This window comes from Citrobacter sp. B72, assembly GCF_016894305.1.
GTDB classification, from domain to species: domain Bacteria; phylum Pseudomonadota; class Gammaproteobacteria; order Enterobacterales; family Enterobacteriaceae; genus Citrobacter; species Citrobacter portucalensis.
The window spans coordinates 2,852,702-2,874,058 of the sequence record NZ_CP069801.1 but is presented as its reverse complement, the minus strand read 5'-3'; the positions used below and the strand labels follow the sequence as shown (position 1 = coordinate 2,874,058).

The following is a 21,357-nucleotide window of genomic DNA, read 5'->3' as shown; positions in this document are numbered from 1 at the left end:
AAATCCTGTCAAAAAAGTAATTACGCATCGGTGCGTTTTTTCTGTTTGTTCAGGTAGAGCTGTGCATCAGATGCTTTGTAGGCATCATCAATGGTGTCGTTTGGCTGCATATTATAAATCCCGACAGAGAAGCTGATTGATCTATCTTGCGCAATAATTTGTAAGTTATAGCGAATCCTCTCCAGCAGGCGGGGCGTTAATTCACTGGGGTGATCGATGAGGATAATGCAAAACTCATCGCCACCGAGGCGGATGGCATAGTCACTTTTGCGAATGGACGTTTGAATAGCTTTGGCCAGGAGGGTGATAATGCGATCGCCTTCCTTATGCCCCAACGTATCATTAATAACTTTTAGTTTGTCGCAATCAATGGCGATAAAGGTCACGAGCGTTCCCGTGTTCACCAACTGTTGCAAACGCTGCTCAAGCGCTGGCGTTAAAATTTTACGGTTGTAGAGCCCTGTCATCGCATCACTGACGTTTTCCCGTGTGACGTTGTGATACAAGCGAAAATGCGTTCTAACCATATTCAGCAGCAATATCGTTGCCAGTAGATAGAAGGCGAATATCTTCCAGGAAGAGACAAGAAAGTACATAACATCAAGTGAGAGGGTGATACGTATACCGCCAGGTATGTCCTTCTCATAGTGAACGTAGCGGAATAGATTGGTCTCACTTTGGTGAACGTGGATCTCTTTACCTGAGCTGATATCAGAGAGCGTCACGTTAAGATAGCGCCAGACCAGAGGACGATCGCTGGTATAGAAAATATTCTTTAAATTCTCTTTGTTGATGTCCACCATCACCACGCCTTTTAGCTTACCGGCATAGTAGACCGGGGTTAAAAAGCTCATCACCTTTTTCTCGGTCAGGTTATCCTCATAAATGCTGGAAATCACCGTGCGGCCGGTGAAAATACCGTCAATATCATTCTGATCGATGCCCAGCGAGCCTTTTTGCAAAAATGTCCAGTTGTGTATCGCAAATTTCCGTGAGTCGATCAGATTATAAAAATAGACGTAGTTATTCTTGAGATCGACGTAGTAGCGAAATTTATACTCCAGCGTTCCTAATCCCTGACCGTAATCTTTTTGCAGGCGATTGACGTTCACCGCCCGGTCAAAAGAGGGTAAGAGGAATACGTCTTCGAGTTGCCCGCTACATTTGGTTGAGGTGGTCTGAAGCGTACCGTGTAATGGCAGGTAATTATGCGTTGTGAGATTGAGCCCATGTGTACCGTTAACGCTATCGAAAGCATCGCAGAACGCTTTTTGTTGTTCGACAGATGCGGGTTCCTTAGGGGATGAAAAGGTGCGCATCAGATGGGCTGCAATACTCTGATTGGTGTACTTATCATAGAGAAAGGAGGAGTCGGCTTTCTCATTGATATAGCGCATATAGGCATTCATTGCCTTATCACTGGCAATGAGTTCATAAACCAAAAAAGAAGATGTCAAAACAATAACGCTGACTGAGATAAAGAGCCTGAGCGCTTTATGATGCAACTTCATAATGAATTACAGCCCATAGGTTAGAGATGCGATTTTACCACATGCTCCACATTCGCTCTAACGAAGCGGCGGGATAAACCATTGCAAAATGTCACGATCATGATACAGGGTAATGTAATCAGCCGAAGCCGAAGCCTCGGCCGAAAGTGGTCGCTTAATTATTGCTGGTGGTACTTTGCTTATGAAACAGTTCGCGGAATACCGGGTAAATATCATCCTGGTCGCGAATATGTTGCATTGCAAAGTTATCAAAGGTTGATTGCAGATGTTCGTATTCACGCCATAAGGTTTGGTGAGCACGGCGAGTGATTTCGATATAGCTGTAATAGCGGACCACTGGCAGCAGCTTTTTCGCCAAAATCTCATGACACAGCGGTGAATCATCAGCCCAGTTATCACCGTCCGATGCCTGTGCAGCATAGATGTTCCACTGGGCAGGGTTGTAGCGCTCTTTCACCACTTCATCCATTAACTTCAGCGCACTGGAGACAATGGTTCCCCCGGTTTCCTGAGAGTAGAAGAACTCGTGCTCATTCACTTCTTTCGCCTGGGTATGGTGGCGAATATAAACCACCTCCACGTTCTTATAGGTCCGGCTTAAGAACAGATACAGCAGGATATAAAAACGTTTAGCCATATCTTTGGTCGACTGATCCATTGAACCAGAGACGTCCATCAGGCAGAACATCACCGCCTGGCTGGAAGGATCGGGGCGTTTTTCATAATTCTTGTAGCGTAAATCAAAGGTGTCGATAAATGGCACGCGTTCGATTTTTGCCCGTAGTTCAGCAATCTCTTTGCGTAACCGTTCCTCTTCCAGCAACTGCGCTGGTTCGCTTTTCGCGATGGTTTCCAGATCCGCTTCGAGAGCATGCAGTTCGCGACGCTTACCCGCTGTCATCGCCGTGCGGCGCGCCAGTGAGTTTTGCAGGGATCGCACCACGCTGATGTTGGCAGGCACACCGTTAGAGGTAAAACCTGCCCGGTGCGTTTTGTACTCCGTTAACTGACGCTGCTGATTCTGCTTCAGGTTAGGAAGTGCTAAATCTTCGAACAACAGATCGAGATATTCATCTTTAGAGATCTGAAAGACGAACTCATCCTGACCCTCACCATCCTGGCTGGCCTGGCCTTGTCCGCTTCCTGAACCGCCACCGCCGCCCTGTGGGCGTTCAATGCGGTCATTCTGCACAAAATGGTCATTACCCGGATGCACGCGATGGCGCAGGCCACCACGTCCCTGATGAAACATTGGTTCGCTAATATCATCAGTCGGAATAGAGACAGATTCGCCGCTATCCACATCAGTCACCGAACGCTTGTTAATGGCCTCGGAGATCGACTGTTTAATTTGCGATTTATAACGGCGTAAGAAGCGCTGGCGGTTTACCGTGCTCTTGTTTTTGCCGTTAAGACGCCGGTCAATAAACCAGGTCATAAGCCCCCCGTACTGCCAACTGTTCGCCATGTCTGTAAGTGCCGGATGGCGCTGGCGCTATCCGGCCTACGGAACATTGTTTTGCAAGCCCGGTAAGCGCATGCGCCACCGAGCACTTGTGTTAAGACGATTTACGTACGCGCAAATACCATTCGCACAGTAAACGCACCTGTTTACGCGTGTAGCCTTTTTCCATCATACGGTCGACGAAATCGTCGTGTTTTTTCTGCTCGTCAGTCGAGGTTTTAGCATTGAACGAAATGACCGGCAGCAGCTCCTCGGTATTGGAGAACATTTTCTTCTCAATAACCGTGCGCAGTTTTTCGTAACTGGTCCAGTTTGGATTGCGACCGCTGTTATTCGCTCTGGCACGCAGAACAAAGTTGACGATCTCGTTACGGAAATCTTTCGGGTTACTGATACCCGCCGGTTTCTCAATTTTCTCCAGTTCTGAGTTCAGCGACTCGCGGTCAAACAGCTGACCGGTATCCGGGTCGCGATACTCCTGATCCTGAATCCAGAAATCCGCATAAGTGACATAACGGTCGAAAATGTTCTGTCCGTATTCGGAATAGGATTCGAGATAAGCCGTCTGGATCTCTTTGCCGATGAATTCAGCATATTTCGGGATCAAATAGCCTTTCAGAAACTCAAGATAACGCTCAGCTTGCTCCTGCGGGAACTGTTCACGTTCGATTTGCTGCTCCAGTACGTAAAACAGATGTACCGGGTTAGCAGCCACTTCGGCATGGTCAAAGTTAAAGACGCGAGAGAGGATCTTAAACGCGAAACGCGTGGACAGACCGTTCATTCCCTCATCAACCCCGGCGTAATCCCGATACTCCTGATAGGATTTCGCTTTCGGATCGGTATCTTTCAGGCTTTCGCCATCGTAAACGCGCATCTTCGAGTAAATGCTCGAGTTCTCAGGTTCTTTCAGGCGAGAAAGAATAGTGAAACGAGAGAGCGTTTCCAGTGTGCCCGGTGCGCAAGGCGCATGGGTCAGCTCACTGTGGTTAAGCAGTTTTTCGTAAATTTTGATCTCTTCAGAGATACGCAGGCAATAAGGCACTTTGACGATGTAAACACGGTCAAGGAACGCCTCATTATTTTTGTTATTACGGAACGTTACCCATTCGGACTCGTTCGAGTGGGCAAGAATAATCCCGTTAAACGGCAGGGCAGAGATACCTTCTGTCCCGTTGTAGTTTCCTTCCTGGGTGGCGGTCAGCAGAGGATGCAGCACTTTAATCGGTGCTTTAAACATCTCAACGAATTCCATAATCCCCTGGTTTGAGCGGCACAGTGCCCCCGAATAACCGTAGGCATCAGGATCGTTCTGGGCGTGGTGTTCGAGTTTACGAATATCCACTTTCCCGACCAGCGCAGAAATATCCTGGTTGTTTTCATCACCAGGCTCCGTTTTGGCGATTGCGATCTGCTCCAGAATAGACGGCCAGACTTTGACGACGCGGAATTTTGTAATGTCCCCGCCAAAATCGTGCAGACGTTTCGCAGCCCAGGGCGACATGATCGTACCGAGATAGCGACGCGGGATCCCATACTCTTTTTCCAGGATCTGCGCGTCTTCCTGCGGATTAAACAGGCATAACGGATGATCGTTGACCGGGCTACGTTCGCCATTGGCACTCAGGACATAAATCGGTACTCTCTGCATCAGCGACTTCAGCCGCTCAGCAAGAGATGATTTCCCCCCTCCCACAGGCCCCAGCAGATACAGAATCTGCTTCTTCTCTTCCAGACCCTGAGCCGCATGTTTCAAATAAGAAACAATTTGCTCAATGGCGTCTTCCATGCCGTAAAACTCTTCAAAGGCGGGATAGCGTGCAATTACCCGATTCGAAAAGAGTCGAGATAGTCGAGGTTCGTGGGCAGTGTCGACCATGACAGGCTCACCAATAGCCATTAATAGCCGCTCTGCCGCGTTGGCATAAGCACTGCGATCTTGCCGACAAGTGGTAAGAAACTCCTGCAGCGTGAACTCTTCGTCCTTGGCAGCTTCATAACGCTGGCGATAGTGATCGAATATATTCATGGTATGCCGTCCTTTCGTTTTTTAGCACATGTTAAGAGCCGTTCATATGAATAGTAGAGGCCCCTGAAGAGGTAAACTGAACGACGTTTCTGCTGAAGAAATAAGCAACTCTCATGCCATTTTAGTGGTCAGGAGATCAACGTATTCGGTGATACACCTTCTAAAATTAAGCGTAGATGGCATTTGCAAAACTTGCCTGTGTGCGCAAATGAATTTCAATGGCATATCAATAACTCATCAGCAAAAAAAGCACATCTTATGTAAAGAATTGGAGCGGGATTCATGCGGTGTTCATCGTCCTGCAAGCAAAATGTCATCACTCGCTGAGAAATTAGGGGGTTACATTCTGGGGCGAATACGTAAAATAGTTGGGCTGAAGCGTATTGGCGGTTACACTTTGACCGCTACACATTTGAATAAGGAATTATGGATTGTGACCAAACTCAAACTTCTGGCACTTGGCATCCTTGCCGCAACCGCAGTTAGCACCGCACAGGCTGAAAGCCAGTGGACTGTTGGCGCGGGTGTCGGCGTGATTAACAGCCCATACAAACAGTATGACCGCGATGTTTACCCTGTTCCGGTTGTCACCTATGAAGGCGATAATGTCTGGTTCCACGGCTTGGGTGGCGGCTACTATCTGTGGAATGACACGGCAGATAAGCTTTCCATCATGGCGTACTATGATCCGACGCATTTCAAGCCGGGTGATAGCGATAGCCATGCTTTGCGCCAACTCGACAAGCGTAAAAGCAGCTTGATGGCTGGCCTCTCGTATGTACATAACACCCAGTATGGTTTCCTGCGTACTGCACTGGCGGGTGATACTCTGGATAACAGCAACGGCTTTATCTGGGATCTGGCCTGGCTCTACCGTTACACCAATGGTGGGCTGACTCTGACACCGGGTATCGGTGTGCAGTACAGCAGCGAAAACTACAACGACTATTATTATGGCGTGTCCAATCACGAGTCTCGCCGCAGTGGTCTGAAAAGCTACAACGCTGACGATGGATGGGATCCGTACCTGGAGTTGACCGCGAGCTATAACTTCATTGGAAACTGGAACGTATACGGAACTGGCCGTTATGTGCGCTTGAGTGATGAAGTGAAGGACAGTCCGATGGTCGATAAGTCCTGGTCTGGCATCTTCTCAGTGGGTGTGACCTACAAGTTCTGATGACATTCAGTGTTGAACACAAGCCCGCAGACATGCGGGCTTTTTTGTGCGCTACCGATATGAATATTGATCTAAAACATGAGATTTCATCTTTTGTGCTGATTTGACATTCTGTCAGGCTACAACGAATTTTTAACGTATTATTCCTGTCGCTGTTACTAAAAATAAACCTCTCATTTTACTAGCCTGGTATCTATTCTTTTTTGCATGAGGTAATATCGCCATGCCTTAATGATTTATTGTTCTGGGCTGTCGTTTTCTGGGGTCATAATTTATTGATAATACTGTATTTTATTGTGTCACGATGCGCGAGCTATTTATTCTCAAGTGGCGTAAAGATAACTGATAACTATTTTGGCTTATTTTGAATGTTAACTTTCAGGTGAAAAAATAAAAATTAATTATTTGTTTTTATTTTACATCCTTTAGGTATTTGTCTGAAAAAATTAAAATTGACATTAAATATCCTATTGCCGATATTCATTAAACTTTAAAAGTAGTGATAGCAACTCTCGTGGTAAGGCCTTAAATATGCCATGGGGATATCTTGAGTAAAACCTGGTATAAATAATGAAAAAGTTAATCATGATAACTGTGATGGGCGGGATCCTGGCTGGATGCACCAGCGAGGCTTCACGCATGAGTGCATGCGAAAGTAAAGGGTTCAGCCGCGATGCCTGCTACATCGCCGAACAAAACCGTCAGGCGACAATCAATGCCGCGGCTGAAAAACAGGCCCTGGAAAACGCGCAAAATCTGTATAGCTCTGATGGCACCCATTCCGACCATCACCACAAACACGATAAATACTAAGGTTTAACTCATGAAGAAATTGATTATTATCGCTGCGCTGGTGGCTTCATCTGCTGCGCCTGCTTATGCTATCAGCGAAGCATATCGTCAGCAATTACAGCATGAACACAAAACTCAGGTCAGCGATGCTAATGCCCCGGTGCACGCCAGCAAAACCACACCCGTGCATGTGAATAAACTGGGCGTGGACTTTAAACGTGGTGCTGATGGCATTGCTTATATTAATGGCAAGCCTGCGGCAAATGATGAGAATAGTGCAGAAGCTCAGTCTTATAGCGCAGGTTTGATTTCCGTTATCGTCTATAAAAACGGAAAAATCAACGCTATGAAAGAGGGAAAATATTTAGGTCGGTTGAAATAACCACTTCGTAGATAAGATTTTATATTTTTTCGGCGCGGGAACATCTGCTGTTCCCGGGCTTTTTATTTCGCTCGCCTTAACGATTGGTTTCCAATCCATAATGGTGCAATTTGTGCACCCTAACAGGACACATGCACGTTGTTTTGCTTTACTGTGGTGCATTAACACAGGAGGGTGCGATGACAGCGAAACAGGTGACGTTTACAAACCAGGTATCGCTTCCTGCTATTGGGCAGGGAACATGGTACATGGGCGAGGATCCAAGCCGACGCCGGGATGAAGTGTCTGCGCTGCAGGCCGGACTGGATCTCGGCCTGCGATTGATTGATACCGCAGAAATGTACGCTGATGGTGCAGCGGAAGAGGTGGTGGGTGAAGCATTAACGGGACGGCGTGATAGCGCTTTTTTAGTCTCGAAAGTTTACCCATGGAATGCTGGTGGACAGAACGCCATTGCCGCCTGCGAAGCGAGCCTGCGTCGACTGAAAACTGATTATCTGGATCTCTATTTGCTGCACTGGATGGGCGATTTTTCATTTGCAGAGACCATCGATGCCATGGAAACACTGATTGCGCAGGGGAAAATCCGCCGTTGGGGCGTCTCAAATCTCGATTATGATGATATGCAGGCGTTATGGCAGGTTCCCGGTGGACGGGAGTGCGCAACTAATCAGGTACTTTATCATTTAGCCTCGCGCGGTATTGAATATGATTTACTGCCGTGGTGCCAGCAGCAGCAGATGCCGGTCATGGCATACAGTCCGCTGGCCCAGGCGGGACGACTGCGTGGCGATTTGCTTTCTAACTCTGTGGTGAATGACATCGCGCACGCGCACAATGTTAGCGCTGCGCAGATTTTGCTGGCATGGGTGATTCATCAGTCGGGTGTAATAGCCATTCCGAAAGCCGCAAGCGTAGCGCATGTCGAACAAAATGCCGCCGCGCTGGAGATAACGCTCTCTGTAGATGAGTTGAAGCAGTTAGATAAGGCGTATCCGGCGCCAAAAGGTAAAACCGCGCTGGATATGGCCTGATTTACCAAATGCCGATGTTCCCGCAGCTTATCAGGCCTGCGGCTGCGTGTAGTTTGTAGGCCGGATAAGGCGTTAGCCGCATCCGGCATGGTGCGTGGAACTGCCTGATGGCGCTGTGCTTATCAGGCCTGCGGCTGTATGTAGTTTGTAGGCCGGATAAGGCGTCAGCTGCATCCGGCATGGTGCGCGGAACTGCCTGATGGCGCTGTGCTTATCAGGCCTACGGCTGTATGTAGTTTGTAGGCCGGATAAGGCGTTGGCCGCATCCAGGCTCGGTGCGCGGAACTGCCTGATGCGCTGAGCTTATCAGGCCTGCGGCTGCGTGTAGTTTGTAGGCCGGATAAGGCGTTAGCCGCATCCGGCATGGTGCGTGGAACTGCCTGAGGGCGCTGTGCTTATCAGACCTGCGGCTGCGTGTAGTTTGTAGGCCGGATAAGGCGTCAGCCGCATCCGGCATGATGCGCGGAACTGCCTGATGGCGCTGTGCTTATCAGACCTGCGGCTGCGTGTAGTTTGTAGGCCGGATAAGGCATTAGCCGCATCCGGCATGGTGCGCGGAACTGCCTGATGGCGCAGCGCTTATCAGGCCTGCGGCTGTATGTAGTTTGTAGGCCGGATAAGGCGTTAGCCGCATCCGGCACGGTGCGCGGAACTGTGTTAGCGTTTAGCTACACGAATAGTCTGCGCGAGGCGAGATGGTTTTTCTTCGGTGGTTTTCTGCGGAGCGGTCGCATAAGCCGTTTCTACACAAACAAACGTTTTGTAGCCATCATCCGGCATGTCGCCCATGCTGACGGACAGCGCCGGGCCAGGGTTCCAGCCCACGACATTCAGATGGTGGTGGTGGACAACATCTATATTGCGATTCAACGCATCATCATGAATCACGCTGCACGCTTCCGGATTCAGATAGACACGATCGGTGCGGTCCGGGAAGGTCTGGATACCATCAGCCAGCACATCTTCTTTAGCATCATTCACTTTATCGATCAGGCGATCGCCAAGACCACTGACTTTCACTGCCGCAATGTCACCAATGTTGAAATAGGTATGCAGTGCCGAGGTGGTTTCAAACTCACCATGAGCTTCCAGCTCCATTTCACAGGTGGCTCCCACTTTGAAGCGAGACAGCAGACAGAACTCGTGCGGCCAAAGCTGACGCGTTTCAGCGTTGCTCTGCAGTTCAAACGTCAGCACCACGCCATTGTCGTCTTCGTTGTGCGCTTTCAGCGTCCATGGCAGGTTGCGGGCAAAACCATGCGAGGGCAGGCCCTCCTTAGCAGCCGGACCAAACCACGGCCAGCAAATTGGTACGCCGCCACGCAGCGCTACGCCGGTTTTAAACGGGGTATTATTACTTAACCACAGGACTTCCTCTTCACCATTTGGTTTCCAGGAAAGAAGATGTGCGCCCTGCAGTGCGAAAGAAGCTTTAACCTGTGGGTGATCGACAACAAGAACCTCAAGCTCATCAAGCTGACGGCGGGAGAGGACAGGGGTAATTTGTTCGATTACCGGAAGTGCAAAAATTTTATTAATCATTACGCAATCCTTTCTTCAGGCAAAAAAAAGAGCGACCTGAGTCGCTCTTACAGATTACTGTTTCATCTCAACTTATTTGGAGATGTGAGCAATCAGGTCCAGAACTTTGTTGGAGTAGCCGGTTTCGTTGTCGTACCAGGATACCAGTTTCACGAAGTTGTCGTTCAGTGCGATACCAGCTTTAGCATCGAACACGGAAGTGCAAACTTCACCGTTGAAATCGGTAGATACTACGTCGTCTTCGGTGTAACCCAGAACGCCTTTCATCGGGCCTTCGGAAGCAGCTTTGATTGCTTTCTTAATTTCTTCGTAAGAAGCAGCTTTTTCCAGACGAACAGTCAGGTCAACAACGGATACGTTCGGGGTAGGAACGCGGAACGCCATACCAGTCAGTTTGCCGTTCAGTTCTGGCAGTACTTTACCTACTGCTTTAGCTGCACCGGTAGAGGACGGGATGATGTTCTGGGATGCGCCGCGGCCGCCGCGCCAGTCTTTGTGAGACGGGCCATCAACGGTTTTCTGAGTAGCGGTGGTCGCGTGAACAGTAGTCATCAGACCTTCGATGATGCCGAAGTTGTCGTTGATAACTTTAGCCAGCGGAGCCAGGCAGTTAGTGGTGCAGGAAGCGTTAGAAACGATGTCCTGACCTTCGTATTTGTCAAAGTTAGCGCCTTTAACAAACATCGGAGTGTTATCTTTGGACGGACCAGTCAGAACCACTTTTTTCGCGCCAGCAGTGATGTGCTTACGAGCGGTTTCATCTGTCAGGAACAGGCCAGTAGCTTCAGCTACTACGTCAACACCAACTTCGTCCCATTTCAGGTTAGCCGGATCACGTTCAGCGGTAACACGGATTTTTTTACCGTTTACGATCAGATGACCGTCTTTCACTTCAACGGTACCGTTGAAACGGCCGTGAGTGGAGTCATATTTCAGCATGTAAGCCATGTAGTCAGCGTCTAACAGGTCGTTGATTGCAACGATCTCGATGTCAGAGCGTTCTTGAGCAGCACGGAAAACAATGCGACCGATACGGCCAAAACCGTTGATACCTACTTTGATAGTCATATATTCCACCAGCTATTTGTTAGTGAATAAAAGGTTGCCTGTAAAATTACAAAAACCTTACGCAGCGTCAAGCGGAATCGTGTCAATCATTGCGACAAATCAATCTGCTGCCTAAGCTTTGCGCAACTGACTCGCCTCACTCTTCCTTTGGGCTTGAAACCACATGGGGTCGGCGGCCCGAATTTTAAAGGGCAATCAAGATAAAAACGTGATTCTGATCACGAATTGCAGGCTGCCATTTCGCAAGGATCAAGTTTAGAACAAAAGTTCGCACTCCGGTGTTAATGTTTTGTTAGAATCTGTCTCGCGATGTGAGTTTAGATAAAGCGAGATGTGAGCAAATGGCTAATCAACCTTCTCCAGAAGAACTGAAAAAAAATTTAACCGAAATGCAGTTCTACGTAACGCAGAATCACGGGACAGAACCGCCATTTACCGGACGTTTGCTACATAACAAACGTGACGGCATCTACCACTGTTTGATCTGCGACAATCCGCTATTTCGTTCCGAGACAAAATATGACTCTGGCTGCGGCTGGCCCAGCTTTTACGAGCCTGTCAGCGATGAGGCTATCCGTTACATAAAAGATACGTCACACGGCATGCAGCGCATTGAAATCCGCTGCGGAAACTGTGATGCACACCTGGGACACGTCTTCCCGGATGGTCCGAAACCTACCGGTGAACGGTACTGCGTTAACTCAGCGTCTTTGAACTTCACCGATGGTGAAAACGGTGAGCAAACCAAGGGTTGAAGAAACGATTCAGCAAATTATTCTACGGAGAGTGGATTTAACATGAATCTTGATGAGATGATCAACAGCATGACGCCGGAAGTTTATCAGCGCTTATCGACTGCCGTTGAACTCGGAAAATGGCCGGATGGCGTAGCGCTAACGGCAGAACAAAAAGAGAATAGCTTACAGCTGGTGATGTTATGGCAGGCGCGAAACAATATTGACGCGCAGCATATGACGATTGATACCAACGGTGAGATGGTGATGAAGAGCAAGCAGCAGTTGAAGGTTGAGTTTGGTATTACACCAGAACCGATTGCGACGTTTAAATCCTGATTACCCAGGCCCGGCAAACATCTGTGTCGGGCCTGCAGTTGATGTTATTTCTTGTTCATCATCGCCTTCAGATCGGCGAACGGGTTGTATTTCGCTTCGCCTACGGCCTTTTGCGCATCTTCTCCTGCAACCACCGTTGAACCATACTGGTCCGCTTCCGTATATTTGGAATGCTCGTGATCGTGGCAGTACAGGCACAACATTTCCCAGTTGCTACCATCTTCCGGGTTATTCGAGTGATCGTGATCGATATGGTGTACCGTCAACTCGCGCAAATTTGAATACACGAACTCACGGGAACAGCGTCCGCAGACCCAGGGAAAGAGTTTAAGCGCCTTTTCCCGGTAACCGACTTCCAGACGGGCGTAATTTTTAGGGATAAAAGCCATAAAGCTCATGCCTCCAGTAGAAATGAAGAGCTGCGCCAAAAGCTGGCGCAGCGGAATGCGCTAATCATAACCTATTGTGTCAGGCGTTGGGATCAGTGTTTGATGCCTAACGAATCGGCTAACTGCTTTGCCAACTGATTATTGTCATCCGCGCCATACTCCCAGAACATGGCGCCTGCCAACCCTTTGCTTTTGATGTAGTCGGCTTTGATCGCCACCGAACGCGGGTTTTCATAGGAGAGGGCAAAGAGTTTTTTTCCATCCGCAGACTGTACCGACAGCCACGGCACCTTCGCTTCATCATCCCAATGTTGGCTAAAGCGTTTTTGCGGATCGTTGATCAACTTCGCCACGATATCGTTGTACTTCACGTAGGTGTCTTTGCTCAGGTCGACGCCCAGTGATTTGAACAACTCAATTTGAGCTGACTCGAAATAGGGCTGGGTAGCCGGGTTTTTCTGCGCGTCAGGTTTGCTCCAGTCAATACCTGGCTCAACGGCGCGTTTTGGTACCCGTCCATAAAAGCCAATGCCCAGATTCATTTGACTCGGTTTCAGACCGGCGGCGAGATAGTTATTGACCACAAAATCGGCGCTGTACTTATCCGCCGCGGCGACCGTTGGCCATTGCGTCGAATCATACAGGTTCGAGTTGAAATACTGGGTGCCGTAAGCCATGTCGTAGGTCATCAGGTTGATGTAGTCGAGCGATGGTGCAATTGCTTTTACATCCACCCAGCTTTTCGGACTTTCTGCATTTGCGCCCACGGCGATGGTCAGCAGTTTTTTATGCCCCAATGCGGCGCGCAGTTCTGTTAGCAGCGCGGTGAAGTTAGCGCGGTCAGTCGGTTGGCTTTCGACCAGTCCCCAGGCGCCGTTAACTGGATATTCCCAGTCGAGGTCGATGCCATCCAGACCATATTTCGCAATTATCTCCTGCGCAGACTGAATAAACACCGCACGCGTTTCTTTCGTTGCTGCCGCGCCAGAGAATCCACGCGCTCCCCAACCACCGACGGAAAGCAACACTTTCAGGTTTGGATTTTGTTTACGCAGCTGTGGAATTTTCAGCAAATCATCCTGCACTTTCTGTGAAAGCCAAATCTGATGCAGTTTGCTGGCGTCTTTTAAGGCGTCATTGGTCTCGTCTTTTTCGTTGTTGTAGACAAGGCCAAACGAATAGTTGAGATGGGTTATCTGGCGAACATCCAGTTTATTGATGTCGCCACCGGGACCGGCAGTGACGTCGCCGCCACCATTAAAGTAGCCAACTGACATCAGTGAACTGGCGGAAGCAACGCTGGCGCAGAGCAGGGGTAATGCTGCCAACAAAGGCAATAGTTTCATCGGTGTTCCTCTTTGACATTTAAACAAGCAAACACGCCACGGAAATGGCGTGGCGAAAAAAACAGCACCCGCAGGTTAACAGTTTCATAACAGGAAAAATGCGAAGGGGTTCACGCCATTTTAGCGAAGCGGCAGCCACGTTCACTTGGGTTTCAGTTCATCTTTGCATTTATTTGTGATCTTGGTTGTGAAATACAGATCAAAATCTGTGTTTTAAAGATTTGGTGTTGACCTCAAAAATTATATGGATAAGTATGATGGTCACTGATGCAAAACTAAACACAAAGGAAAATTCCATGAAAGCACTGGCGAGATTTGGCAAGGCCTTTGGCGGCTACAAGATGATTGATGTTCCGGAACCTGTATGTGGTCCGGATGACGTTGTGATTGAAATTAAGGCTGCTGCTATCTGCGGCGCTGACATGAAACACTACAATGTCGACAGTGGATCCGAGCAGTTTAATTCGATTCGTGGTCATGAATTTGCGGGTCAAATTGTGCAGGTTGGCGACAAGGTTAAGGACTGGAAGGTGGGACAGCGAGTTGTGTCTGACAACAGCGGGCACGTTTGCGGCGTTTGTCCGGCCTGTGAACAGGGCGATTTTCTTTGTTGTACAGAAAAGGTGAATTTAGGTCTGGACAACAATACTTGGGGCGGTGGGTTTTCTAAATATTGTCTGGTCCCTGGGGAAATCCTCAAAATTCACCGCCATGCTCTGTGGGAAATCCCGGCAGGGGTAGATTATGAAGAGGCGGCTGTACTGGATCCTATCTGCAATGCCTACAAATCTATCGCTCAGCAATCCAAATTTCTTCCAGGCCAGGATGTGGTGGTCTTTGGTACCGGTCCGTTAGGACTCTTTTCTGTTCAAATGGCGCGCATTATGGGGGCCGTTAATATTGTGATGGTCGGGCTGGAAGAGGATGTTGCCGTACGCTTCCCGATCGCCAAAGAGCTGGGCGCGACAGCTGTCGTTAACGGTTCGACCGAAGATGTGGTTGCACGCTGCCAGGAAATCTGCGGTAAAGACAATCTGGGGCTGGTCATCGAATGCTCTGGTGCCAATATCGCCCTTAAACAATCAATCGAAATGCTGCGCCCGAATGGTGAAGTCGTTCGCGTCGGTATGGGCTTTAAACCTCTCGATTTCTCCATCAACGACATCACCGCGTGGAATAAAAGCATCATTGGCCATATGGCCTACGATTCCACATCCTGGCGCAACGCTATACGCCTGCTGGCCAGCGGCGCGATCAAAGTTAAACCGATGATTACTCACCGTATCGGCTTGTCGCAATGGCGCGAAGGGTTTGACGCCATGGTCGATAAAACCGCGATTAAGGTCATCATGACCTATGACTTTGATGAATAATCCCATTTATTAAAGGAAGGTTCCCGGATGGAACAGATAGCGAAACCGCACTGCGGCGCCAGGCTGGACAGGCTGCCTGACTGTCGCTGGCACTCATCGATGTTTGCCATGGTCGCCTTTGGATTACTGGTCTGCTGGAGTAATGCCGTCGGCGGATTAATTCTCGCGCAGTTAAAAGAACTTGGCTGGACCGATAATTCCACCACCGCCACGTTTTCCGCCATTACGACGGCGGGAATGTTTCTCGGCGCGCTCGGCGGCGGAATCATAGGCGATAAAATCGGGCGTAAAAATGCGTTTATCCTGTATGAAGCGATTCATATTATTGCCATGGTCATTGGGGCATTCTCACCGAATATGACCTTCCTGATCGCCTGCCGTTTTGTCATGGGGGTTGGATTAGGCGCGCTGCTGGTGACTCTGTTTGCCGGGTTCACCGAATATATGCCCGGCAGGAATCGCGGCACCTGGTCAAGCCGGGTCTCGTTTATCGGTAACTGGTCTTATCCGCTCTGTTCGCTGATCGCGATGGGTTTGACGCCGTTAATCAGCGCCGAATGGAACTGGCGCGTGCAGTTGCTGATCCCGGCCATACTGTCGCTGGTGGCGACCGTTATTGCCTGGCGTAGTTTCCCGGAGTCGCCCCGCTGGCTGGAATCCCGCGGACGCTACGCCGAAGCTGAAAAGGTGATGCGGGCCATTGAAGAAGGGGTTGTTCAGCAGACCGGCAAGCCGCTGCCGCCTGTGGTAATTGAAGATGACGGCAAAGCCCCGCGCACGGTTCCTTATTCGGCCTTATTAACGGGTGTGTTACTGAAGCGCGTTATTTTAGGTTCCTTTGTCCTGATTGCCATGAACGTTGTGCAGTACACCTTAATTAACTGGCTGCCGACCATATTTATGACTCAGGGGATTAACCTGAAAGACTCGATTGTCTTAAATACCATGAGCATGTTCGGTGCGCCGTTTGGGATTTTTATCGCCATGCTGGTGATGGATAAAATTCACAGAAAGACCATGGGGGTGGGCTTATTAGTATTAATCGCCGTGCTGGGATATATCTATTCACTGCAAACCAGCATGCTGCTGATTACGCTAATTGGCTTCTTCCTGATTACCTTTGTCTATATGTATGTTTGTTATGCCTCTGCGGTATATGTCCCGGAAATATGGCCGACCGAAGCAAAACTTCGCGGTTCTGGTCTGGCGAATGCGGTAGGGCGTATCAGCGGTATCGCCGCGCCTTATGCGGTGGCGGTGTTGCTTAACGGTTATGGCGTAACGGGGGTGTTTGTCCTGCTGGGTGCGGTCTCCATTATTGTCGCTGTCGCCATTGCTACCATCGGAATTGAAACCAAAGGCGTCTCTGTCGAAAGTCTCGGTATTGATGCAGTTACCAGCAAATAATATTGATGGGGAAATAAAATGAAAAATTCAAAAGCGATATTAAAAACGCCGGGCACGATGAAAATTATTGCCGCCGATATCCCGGTACCCAAAGAGCATGAAGTACTGATCAAAATTGAATACGTAGGTATTTGCGGTTCAGATGTTCACGGTTTCGAATCAGGTCCCTTTATTCCGCCAAAAGACCCAAACCAGGAAATTGGCCTCGGACATGAATGTGCCGGTACGGTGGTGGCGGTAGGAAATCGCGTCAGTAAATTTAAACCGGGCGATCGGGTGAACATTGAACCCGGCGTGCCGTGTGGTCACTGCCGCTACTGTCTGGAGGGCAAATACAACATCTGTCCTGATGTCGACTTTATGGCCACGCAGCCTAATTATCGCGGCGCGCTAACCCACTATCTGTGCCATCCGGAGAGCTTCACTTACAAGCTGCCCGATAACATGGACACCATGGAAGGCGCGCTGGTAGAGCCTGCGGCGGTAGGGATGCATGCCGCAATGCTGGCAGACGTTAAACCGGGCAAGAAAATCGTCATTCTGGGGGCGGGCTGTATTGGTTTAATGACCCTGCAAGCCTGTAAATGTTTGGGGGCTACCGACATCGCCGTTGTTGATGTTCTGGAAAAACGTCTGGCCATGGCCGAGCAGCTTGGTGCGACGACGGTGATCAACGGAGCGAAAGAGGACACCGTTGCCCGCTGTCAGCAGTTCTCCGGCGATATGGGAGCTGACATTGTTTTTGAAACTGCCGGCTCGGCGATCACCGTTAAGCAGGCTCCGTACCTGGTGATGCGCGGCGGGAAAATCATGATCGTTGGGACGGTTCCCGGTGATTCGGCGATTAATTTCCTCAAAATTAACCGTGAAGTCTCCATTCAGACCGTTTTCCGCTACGCCAACCGCTATCCGGTCACTATTGAAGCCATTTCCTCCGGGCGTTTCGATGTCAAGTCGATGGTGACGCATATTTATGATTATGAAGATGTTCAGCGCGCGTTTGATGAGTCAGTTAACAACAAATGCGAAATTATCAAAGGTGTTATTAAAGTTAACCATTAATTTATTGAAAAGGGAGAGACAACCATGCTGGCAGATATTAAATATTGGGAAAATGATGCCCAGAATAAACATTATGCGATTGCCCACTTTAACGTGTGGAATGCGGAAATGTTAATGGGGGTGATGGATGCGGCGGAAGAGTCTAAATCGCCGGTAATTATTTCATTCGGCACCGGCTTTGTGGGTAATACATCGTTTGAAGATTTTTCGCATATGATGGTTTCGATGGCGAAAAAAGCCTCAGTGCCGGTTATTACCCATTGGGACCACGGGCGCAGTATGGAAATTATCCATAACGCCTGGACTCACGGCATGAATTCACTGATGCGCGATGCCTCCGCTTTTGATTTCGAAGAGAATATTCGCCTGACTAAAGAGGCGGTGGACTTCTTCCATCCGTTGGGTATTCCGGTTGAGGCGGAGCTGGGCCACGTGGGGAATGAAACGGTTTATGAAGAAGCGCTGGCGGGCTATCACTATACCGACCCGAGCCAGGCGGCGGAATTTGTCGAGCGTACCGGCTGCGATTCTCTGGCGGTGGCGATTGGTAACCAGCACGGCGTTTATACCTCTGAGCCGAAACTGAATTTCGATGTGGTCAAACGCGTGCGCGAGGCGGTATCCGTTCCGCTGGTGCTGCACGGCGCGTCCGGCATTAGCGATGCGGATATCAAAAAAGCCATTTCATTAGGTATTTCGAAAATCAATATTCATACCGAACTGTGCCAGGCGGCAATGGCGGCGGTGCAGGAGAACCAGAATCAGCCGTTCCTGCACGTTGAGCGTGAAGTTCGCAAAGCGGTAAAAGAGCGCGCGCTGGAGAAAATCAAACTGTTTGGCTCTGACGGTAAAGCGGAATGACAATATGGATAATATCGAGGTTATTTGTATAGGGGCGGCAATTGTTGATATTCCCTTGCAACCAGTGAGTAAAAATATCTTTGATGTTGACTCTTATCCATTAGAACGAATAGCAATGACCACGGGAGGTGACGCTATTAATGAGGCGACGATTATTTCTCGCCTTGGCCATCGCACGGCGTTAATGAGTCGGATAGGTAATGATGCAGCCGGTTATTTTATTGTCGACCACTGCCATCGGGAGAATATTGATATTAAAAGCCTGAAGCAGGATGCTGATATTGATACTTCCATTAACGTAGGTTTAGTCACCGCTGATGGTGAACGCACCTTTGTGACTAACCGTAACGGCAGTTTATGGAAACTGAATATAAACGATGTTGATTTTGACCGATTCTCGCAGGCAAAGCTGCTGTCGCTGGCGAGTATTTTTAATAGTCCGCTGCTTGATGGCCAGGCGTTAACGGATATTTTCACTCAGGCCAAAGTGCATGGATTAATTATCTGCGCCGACATGATTAAGCCACGGCTTAACGAAACGCTGGACGACATCCGTGAAGCGCTGAGCTACGTGGATTATCTGTTTCCCAATTTTGAAGAGGCAAAACTGCTCACCGGGAAAGATACGCTGGATGAGATTGCCGACAGTTTCCTGAACTGTGGTGTGAAAACCGTCGTGATTAAGACCGGCAAAAGAGGCTGCTTTATCAAACGTGTCGATATGAAAATGGTAGTCCCTGCCGTGTCGGGGATTACCGCCATCGACACCATCGGCGCGGGGGATAACTTTGCTTCAGGATTTATCTCCGCGCTGCTTGAAGGTAAGCCGCTTCGCGACTGCGCGCTGTTTGCTAATGCAACGGCGGCAATATCGGTACTGAGCGTGGGTGCGACGACGGGTGTGAAGAACAGAAAGCTGGTTGAACAACTTCTTGACGAATACGAAGGGTAATAGCGGCAGATGAAAATGATTCCTTTAGGCAGTACGGATATTACGCTTTCCCGCATGGGATTAGGTACATGGGCCATTGGCGGCGGTCCGGCATGGAATGGCGATCTCGATTTGCAGATTTGTATTGATACCATTGTTGAGGCGCATCGCTGCGGTATTAATCTGATTGATACCGCGCCAGGATACAACTTTGGCAACAGTGAAGTGATAGTCGGTCAGGCGCTGAAAAAGCTGCCGCGCAGCGAGGTAGTGGTTGAAACCAAATGCGGCATCGTCTGGGAGCGAACAGGCAGCCTGTTTAACAAAGTGGGCGATCGCCAGCTGTATAAAAACCTCACGCCTGAGTCGATTCGTGAGGAGGTTGATGCCAGCCTGCAAAGATTGGGTATCGACAGTATTGATATTTATATGACCCACTGGCAGTCGGTTGAACCCTGTTTTACGCCGATTGCGGAAACCGTAGACACGCTGAATACACTGAAAAAAGAGGGAAAAATCCGTTCGATTGGTGCGGCGAACGTCGATGCCGGGCATATAAGGGAGTATCTCAAACACGGTGAGCTGGATATCATCCAGGCCAAGTACAGCATTCTTGACCGGGCGCTGGAAGCTGATCTGCTGCCGCTATGCCAGCAGAATGGCATCATCGTGCAGGTATATTCACCGCTTGAGCAGGGGTTGTTGACTGGTACTATCACCCGAGATTATGTTCCTGGCGGCGCACGGGCTAACAAGGTTTGGTTTCAGCGGGAAAATATGCTGCGGGTGATTGATATGCTAGAGCAGTGGCAGCCACTGTGTGAAAAATACCGCTGCACAATCCCCGCATTAGCTCTGGCGTGGATTTTAAAGCAAAGCGATTTGATCACCTTACTGAGTGGTGCAACCGCACCTGAACAGGTTCGCGAGAACGTCGAGGCGTTAACCATTCCCCTGACAGATGATGATTCATTATTGATGAGGCGAATGGCGGAAGCGTTGGATATAAATTAAGTCGGATAGAATTGACCTCTGTTTCTGCGTAAAAAAGTATTGAAATCTGTGATTCAGACATGTTCTTTTGAAAATAAACATAGCCTGTGAGATACTAGGGTCTTATTATTACTTTGCAGGAAACAGAGGTGTCATCGTGGCGGCAAAAGACAGGATTCAAGCCATTAAGCAAATGGTGGCTAACGATAAGAAAGTGGCGGTATCTAATTTAAGTTCAATCTTTCAGGTGACTGAGGAAACGATTCGCCGCGATCTTGAAAAACTGGAAGATGAAGGTTTTTTGACCCGAACATATGGCGGTGCAGTGCTCAATACCACCGCGTTGTCCGACAATATTCATTTTTATAAGCGTGCAAAATCTTTCTTCGAAGAAAAGCAGATTATTGCCCGTAATGCATTACCGTTTATTAAAAATAAGACCACAATGGCTGCCGACTCCAGCAGTACCGCGATGGAATTATTAAAGCTGTTGAAGGAAAGAAACGATCTGACGTTGCTTACCAATTCGGCTGAAGCATTTCATGAGTTGGCGCAGTCAGAAATTAACGTGGTTTCTACCGGCGGTGAGCTGAATAAGAATACGCTGTCGCTGCAGGGAAGAATCACCAAGGAGATTATCAGCCGTTATCATGTTGATATCATGGTGATGAGCTGCAAAGGTTTGGATATGCAGAGTGGGGCGCTTGATTCTAATGAAGCGGAAGCGGAAATCAAAAAAACCATGATCCGCCAGGCGACTGAGGTGGCCCTGTTAGTTGATCACTCAAAGTTTGACCGTAAAGCTTTCGTTCAGCTCGTGGACTTTAGCCATATTAATTACCTAATAACCAACAAGGCACCGGGTGCAGAGTGGATTGCATTTTGCAAAGAGAATAATATTCAACTCGTTTATTAGCTA

20 protein-coding genes are annotated in these 21,357 nt (G+C 48.9%); 13 read left to right on the top strand and 7 right to left on the bottom strand.

Annotated features, from left to right (window positions below):
• Nucleotides 1-20 precede the first annotated feature (20 nt).
• The 3 genes from dgcJ to yeaG form a co-directional block, all read right to left on the bottom strand.
• Complete coding sequence (gene dgcJ / locus JQN59_RS13700) at nt 21-1,511, bottom strand: diguanylate cyclase DgcJ (protein ID WP_149608239.1); 1,491 nt, start codon at nt 1,509-1,511, stop codon at nt 21-23.
• A 154-nt stretch (nt 1,512-1,665) separates the two neighbouring features.
• Entirely contained in the window at nt 1,666-2,949 is a 1,284-nt protein-coding gene (locus JQN59_RS13695) for a YeaH/YhbH family protein (RefSeq protein ID WP_149608240.1), read from the bottom strand.
• 121 nt (nt 2,950-3,070) lie between these two features.
• Entirely contained in the window at nt 3,071-5,005 is a 1,935-nt protein-coding gene (gene yeaG / locus JQN59_RS13690; RefSeq protein WP_003030707.1) for a protein kinase YeaG, read from the bottom strand.
• A gap of 433 nt (nt 5,006-5,438) precedes the next feature.
• Here yeaG and JQN59_RS13685 point away from each other — a divergent pair, with 433 nt between their 5' ends.
• The 4 genes from JQN59_RS13685 (at nt 5,439) to JQN59_RS13670 (ending at nt 8,393) form a co-directional block, all read left to right on the top strand.
• Nucleotides 5,439-6,185: a MipA/OmpV family protein gene (locus tag JQN59_RS13685; protein ID WP_149608241.1), complete on the top strand. Its 747-nt coding sequence runs from the start codon at nt 5,439-5,441 to the stop codon at nt 6,183-6,185.
• 570 nt (nt 6,186-6,755) lie between these two features.
• Complete coding sequence (locus tag JQN59_RS13680) at nt 6,756-6,998, top strand: hypothetical protein (RefSeq protein ID WP_149608242.1); 243 nt, start codon at nt 6,756-6,758, stop codon at nt 6,996-6,998.
• A gap of 10 nt (nt 6,999-7,008) precedes the next feature.
• A complete protein-coding gene (locus JQN59_RS13675; protein WP_103014579.1) occupies nt 7,009-7,359 on the top strand; it encodes a hypothetical protein in 351 nt (116 codons plus the stop codon).
• Between the two features lie 179 nt (nt 7,360-7,538).
• A complete protein-coding gene (locus JQN59_RS13670; protein WP_048214369.1) occupies nt 7,539-8,393 on the top strand; it encodes an aldo/keto reductase in 855 nt (284 codons plus the stop codon).
• A gap of 657 nt (nt 8,394-9,050) precedes the next feature.
• On the opposite strand, the gene JQN59_RS13665 is transcribed toward JQN59_RS13670, so the two are convergent.
• Both JQN59_RS13665 and gapA read right to left on the bottom strand, forming a co-directional pair.
• Complete coding sequence (locus JQN59_RS13665) at nt 9,051-9,935, bottom strand: D-hexose-6-phosphate mutarotase (RefSeq protein ID WP_048214368.1); 885 nt, start codon at nt 9,933-9,935, stop codon at nt 9,051-9,053.
• 72 nt (nt 9,936-10,007) lie between these two features.
• Entirely contained in the window at nt 10,008-11,003 is a 996-nt protein-coding gene (gapA, locus tag JQN59_RS13660) for a glyceraldehyde-3-phosphate dehydrogenase (protein ID WP_003030697.1), read from the bottom strand.
• A 341-nt stretch (nt 11,004-11,344) separates the two neighbouring features.
• Here gapA and msrB point away from each other — a divergent pair, with 341 nt between their 5' ends.
• Entirely contained in the window at nt 11,345-11,758 is a 414-nt protein-coding gene (gene msrB, locus JQN59_RS13655; RefSeq protein ID WP_003832475.1) for a peptide-methionine (R)-S-oxide reductase MsrB, read from the top strand.
• A 42-nt stretch (nt 11,759-11,800) separates the two neighbouring features.
• Nucleotides 11,801-12,076: a YeaC family protein gene (locus JQN59_RS13650; protein WP_003030693.1), complete on the top strand. Its 276-nt coding sequence runs from the start codon at nt 11,801-11,803 to the stop codon at nt 12,074-12,076.
• A gap of 44 nt (nt 12,077-12,120) precedes the next feature.
• Here JQN59_RS13650 and yajD read toward each other — a convergent pair whose 3' ends face one another.
• Nucleotides 12,121-12,465 carry an HNH nuclease YajD gene (yajD, locus tag JQN59_RS13645; protein WP_003832478.1) on the bottom strand — a complete coding sequence of 115 codons (345 nt, stop codon included), beginning with the start codon at nt 12,463-12,465 and terminating at the stop codon, nt 12,121-12,123.
• Nucleotides 12,466-12,557: 92 nt separating this feature from the next.
• Nucleotides 12,558-13,811 (bottom strand): glycoside hydrolase family 18 protein, encoded by a 1,254-nt coding sequence (locus JQN59_RS13640; protein WP_103014582.1) that lies wholly within the window; start codon nt 13,809-13,811, stop codon nt 12,558-12,560.
• A 296-nt stretch (nt 13,812-14,107) separates the two neighbouring features.
• Between JQN59_RS13640 and JQN59_RS13635 the strand changes: the two genes are divergently transcribed.
• From JQN59_RS13635 to JQN59_RS13605, 7 genes are all read left to right on the top strand, one after another.
• A complete protein-coding gene (locus tag JQN59_RS13635; protein WP_048214366.1) occupies nt 14,108-15,184 on the top strand; it encodes a zinc-binding dehydrogenase in 1,077 nt (358 codons plus the stop codon).
• A gap of 27 nt (nt 15,185-15,211) precedes the next feature.
• Nucleotides 15,212-16,591, top strand: coding sequence for an MFS transporter (locus JQN59_RS13630; protein WP_048214365.1), 1,380 nt, complete (start codon nt 15,212-15,214; stop codon nt 16,589-16,591).
• Nucleotides 16,592-16,609: 18 nt separating this feature from the next.
• The gene (locus JQN59_RS13625) at nt 16,610-17,653 is read left to right on the top strand and encodes an NAD(P)-dependent alcohol dehydrogenase (RefSeq protein ID WP_149608243.1); all 1,044 of its coding nucleotides are present in this window, start codon (nt 16,610-16,612) and stop codon (nt 17,651-17,653) included.
• A gap of 24 nt (nt 17,654-17,677) precedes the next feature.
• On the top strand, nt 17,678-18,514 hold the full coding sequence (locus JQN59_RS13620) for a ketose-bisphosphate aldolase (protein ID WP_003832486.1): 837 nt from the start codon (nt 17,678-17,680) through the stop codon (nt 18,512-18,514).
• 4 nt (nt 18,515-18,518) lie between these two features.
• Nucleotides 18,519-19,466, top strand: a complete 948-nt coding sequence (locus JQN59_RS13615; protein ID WP_008784533.1) for a carbohydrate kinase family protein — start codon at nt 18,519-18,521, stop codon at nt 19,464-19,466.
• A 9-nt stretch (nt 19,467-19,475) separates the two neighbouring features.
• Entirely contained in the window at nt 19,476-20,459 is a 984-nt protein-coding gene (gene ydjG / locus JQN59_RS13610; RefSeq protein ID WP_060682321.1) for an NADH-dependent methylglyoxal reductase, read from the top strand.
• 136 nt (nt 20,460-20,595) lie between these two features.
• On the top strand, nt 20,596-21,354 hold the full coding sequence (locus JQN59_RS13605; protein WP_032943120.1) for a DeoR/GlpR family DNA-binding transcription regulator: 759 nt from the start codon (nt 20,596-20,598) through the stop codon (nt 21,352-21,354).
• Nucleotides 21,355-21,357 lie beyond the last annotated feature (3 nt).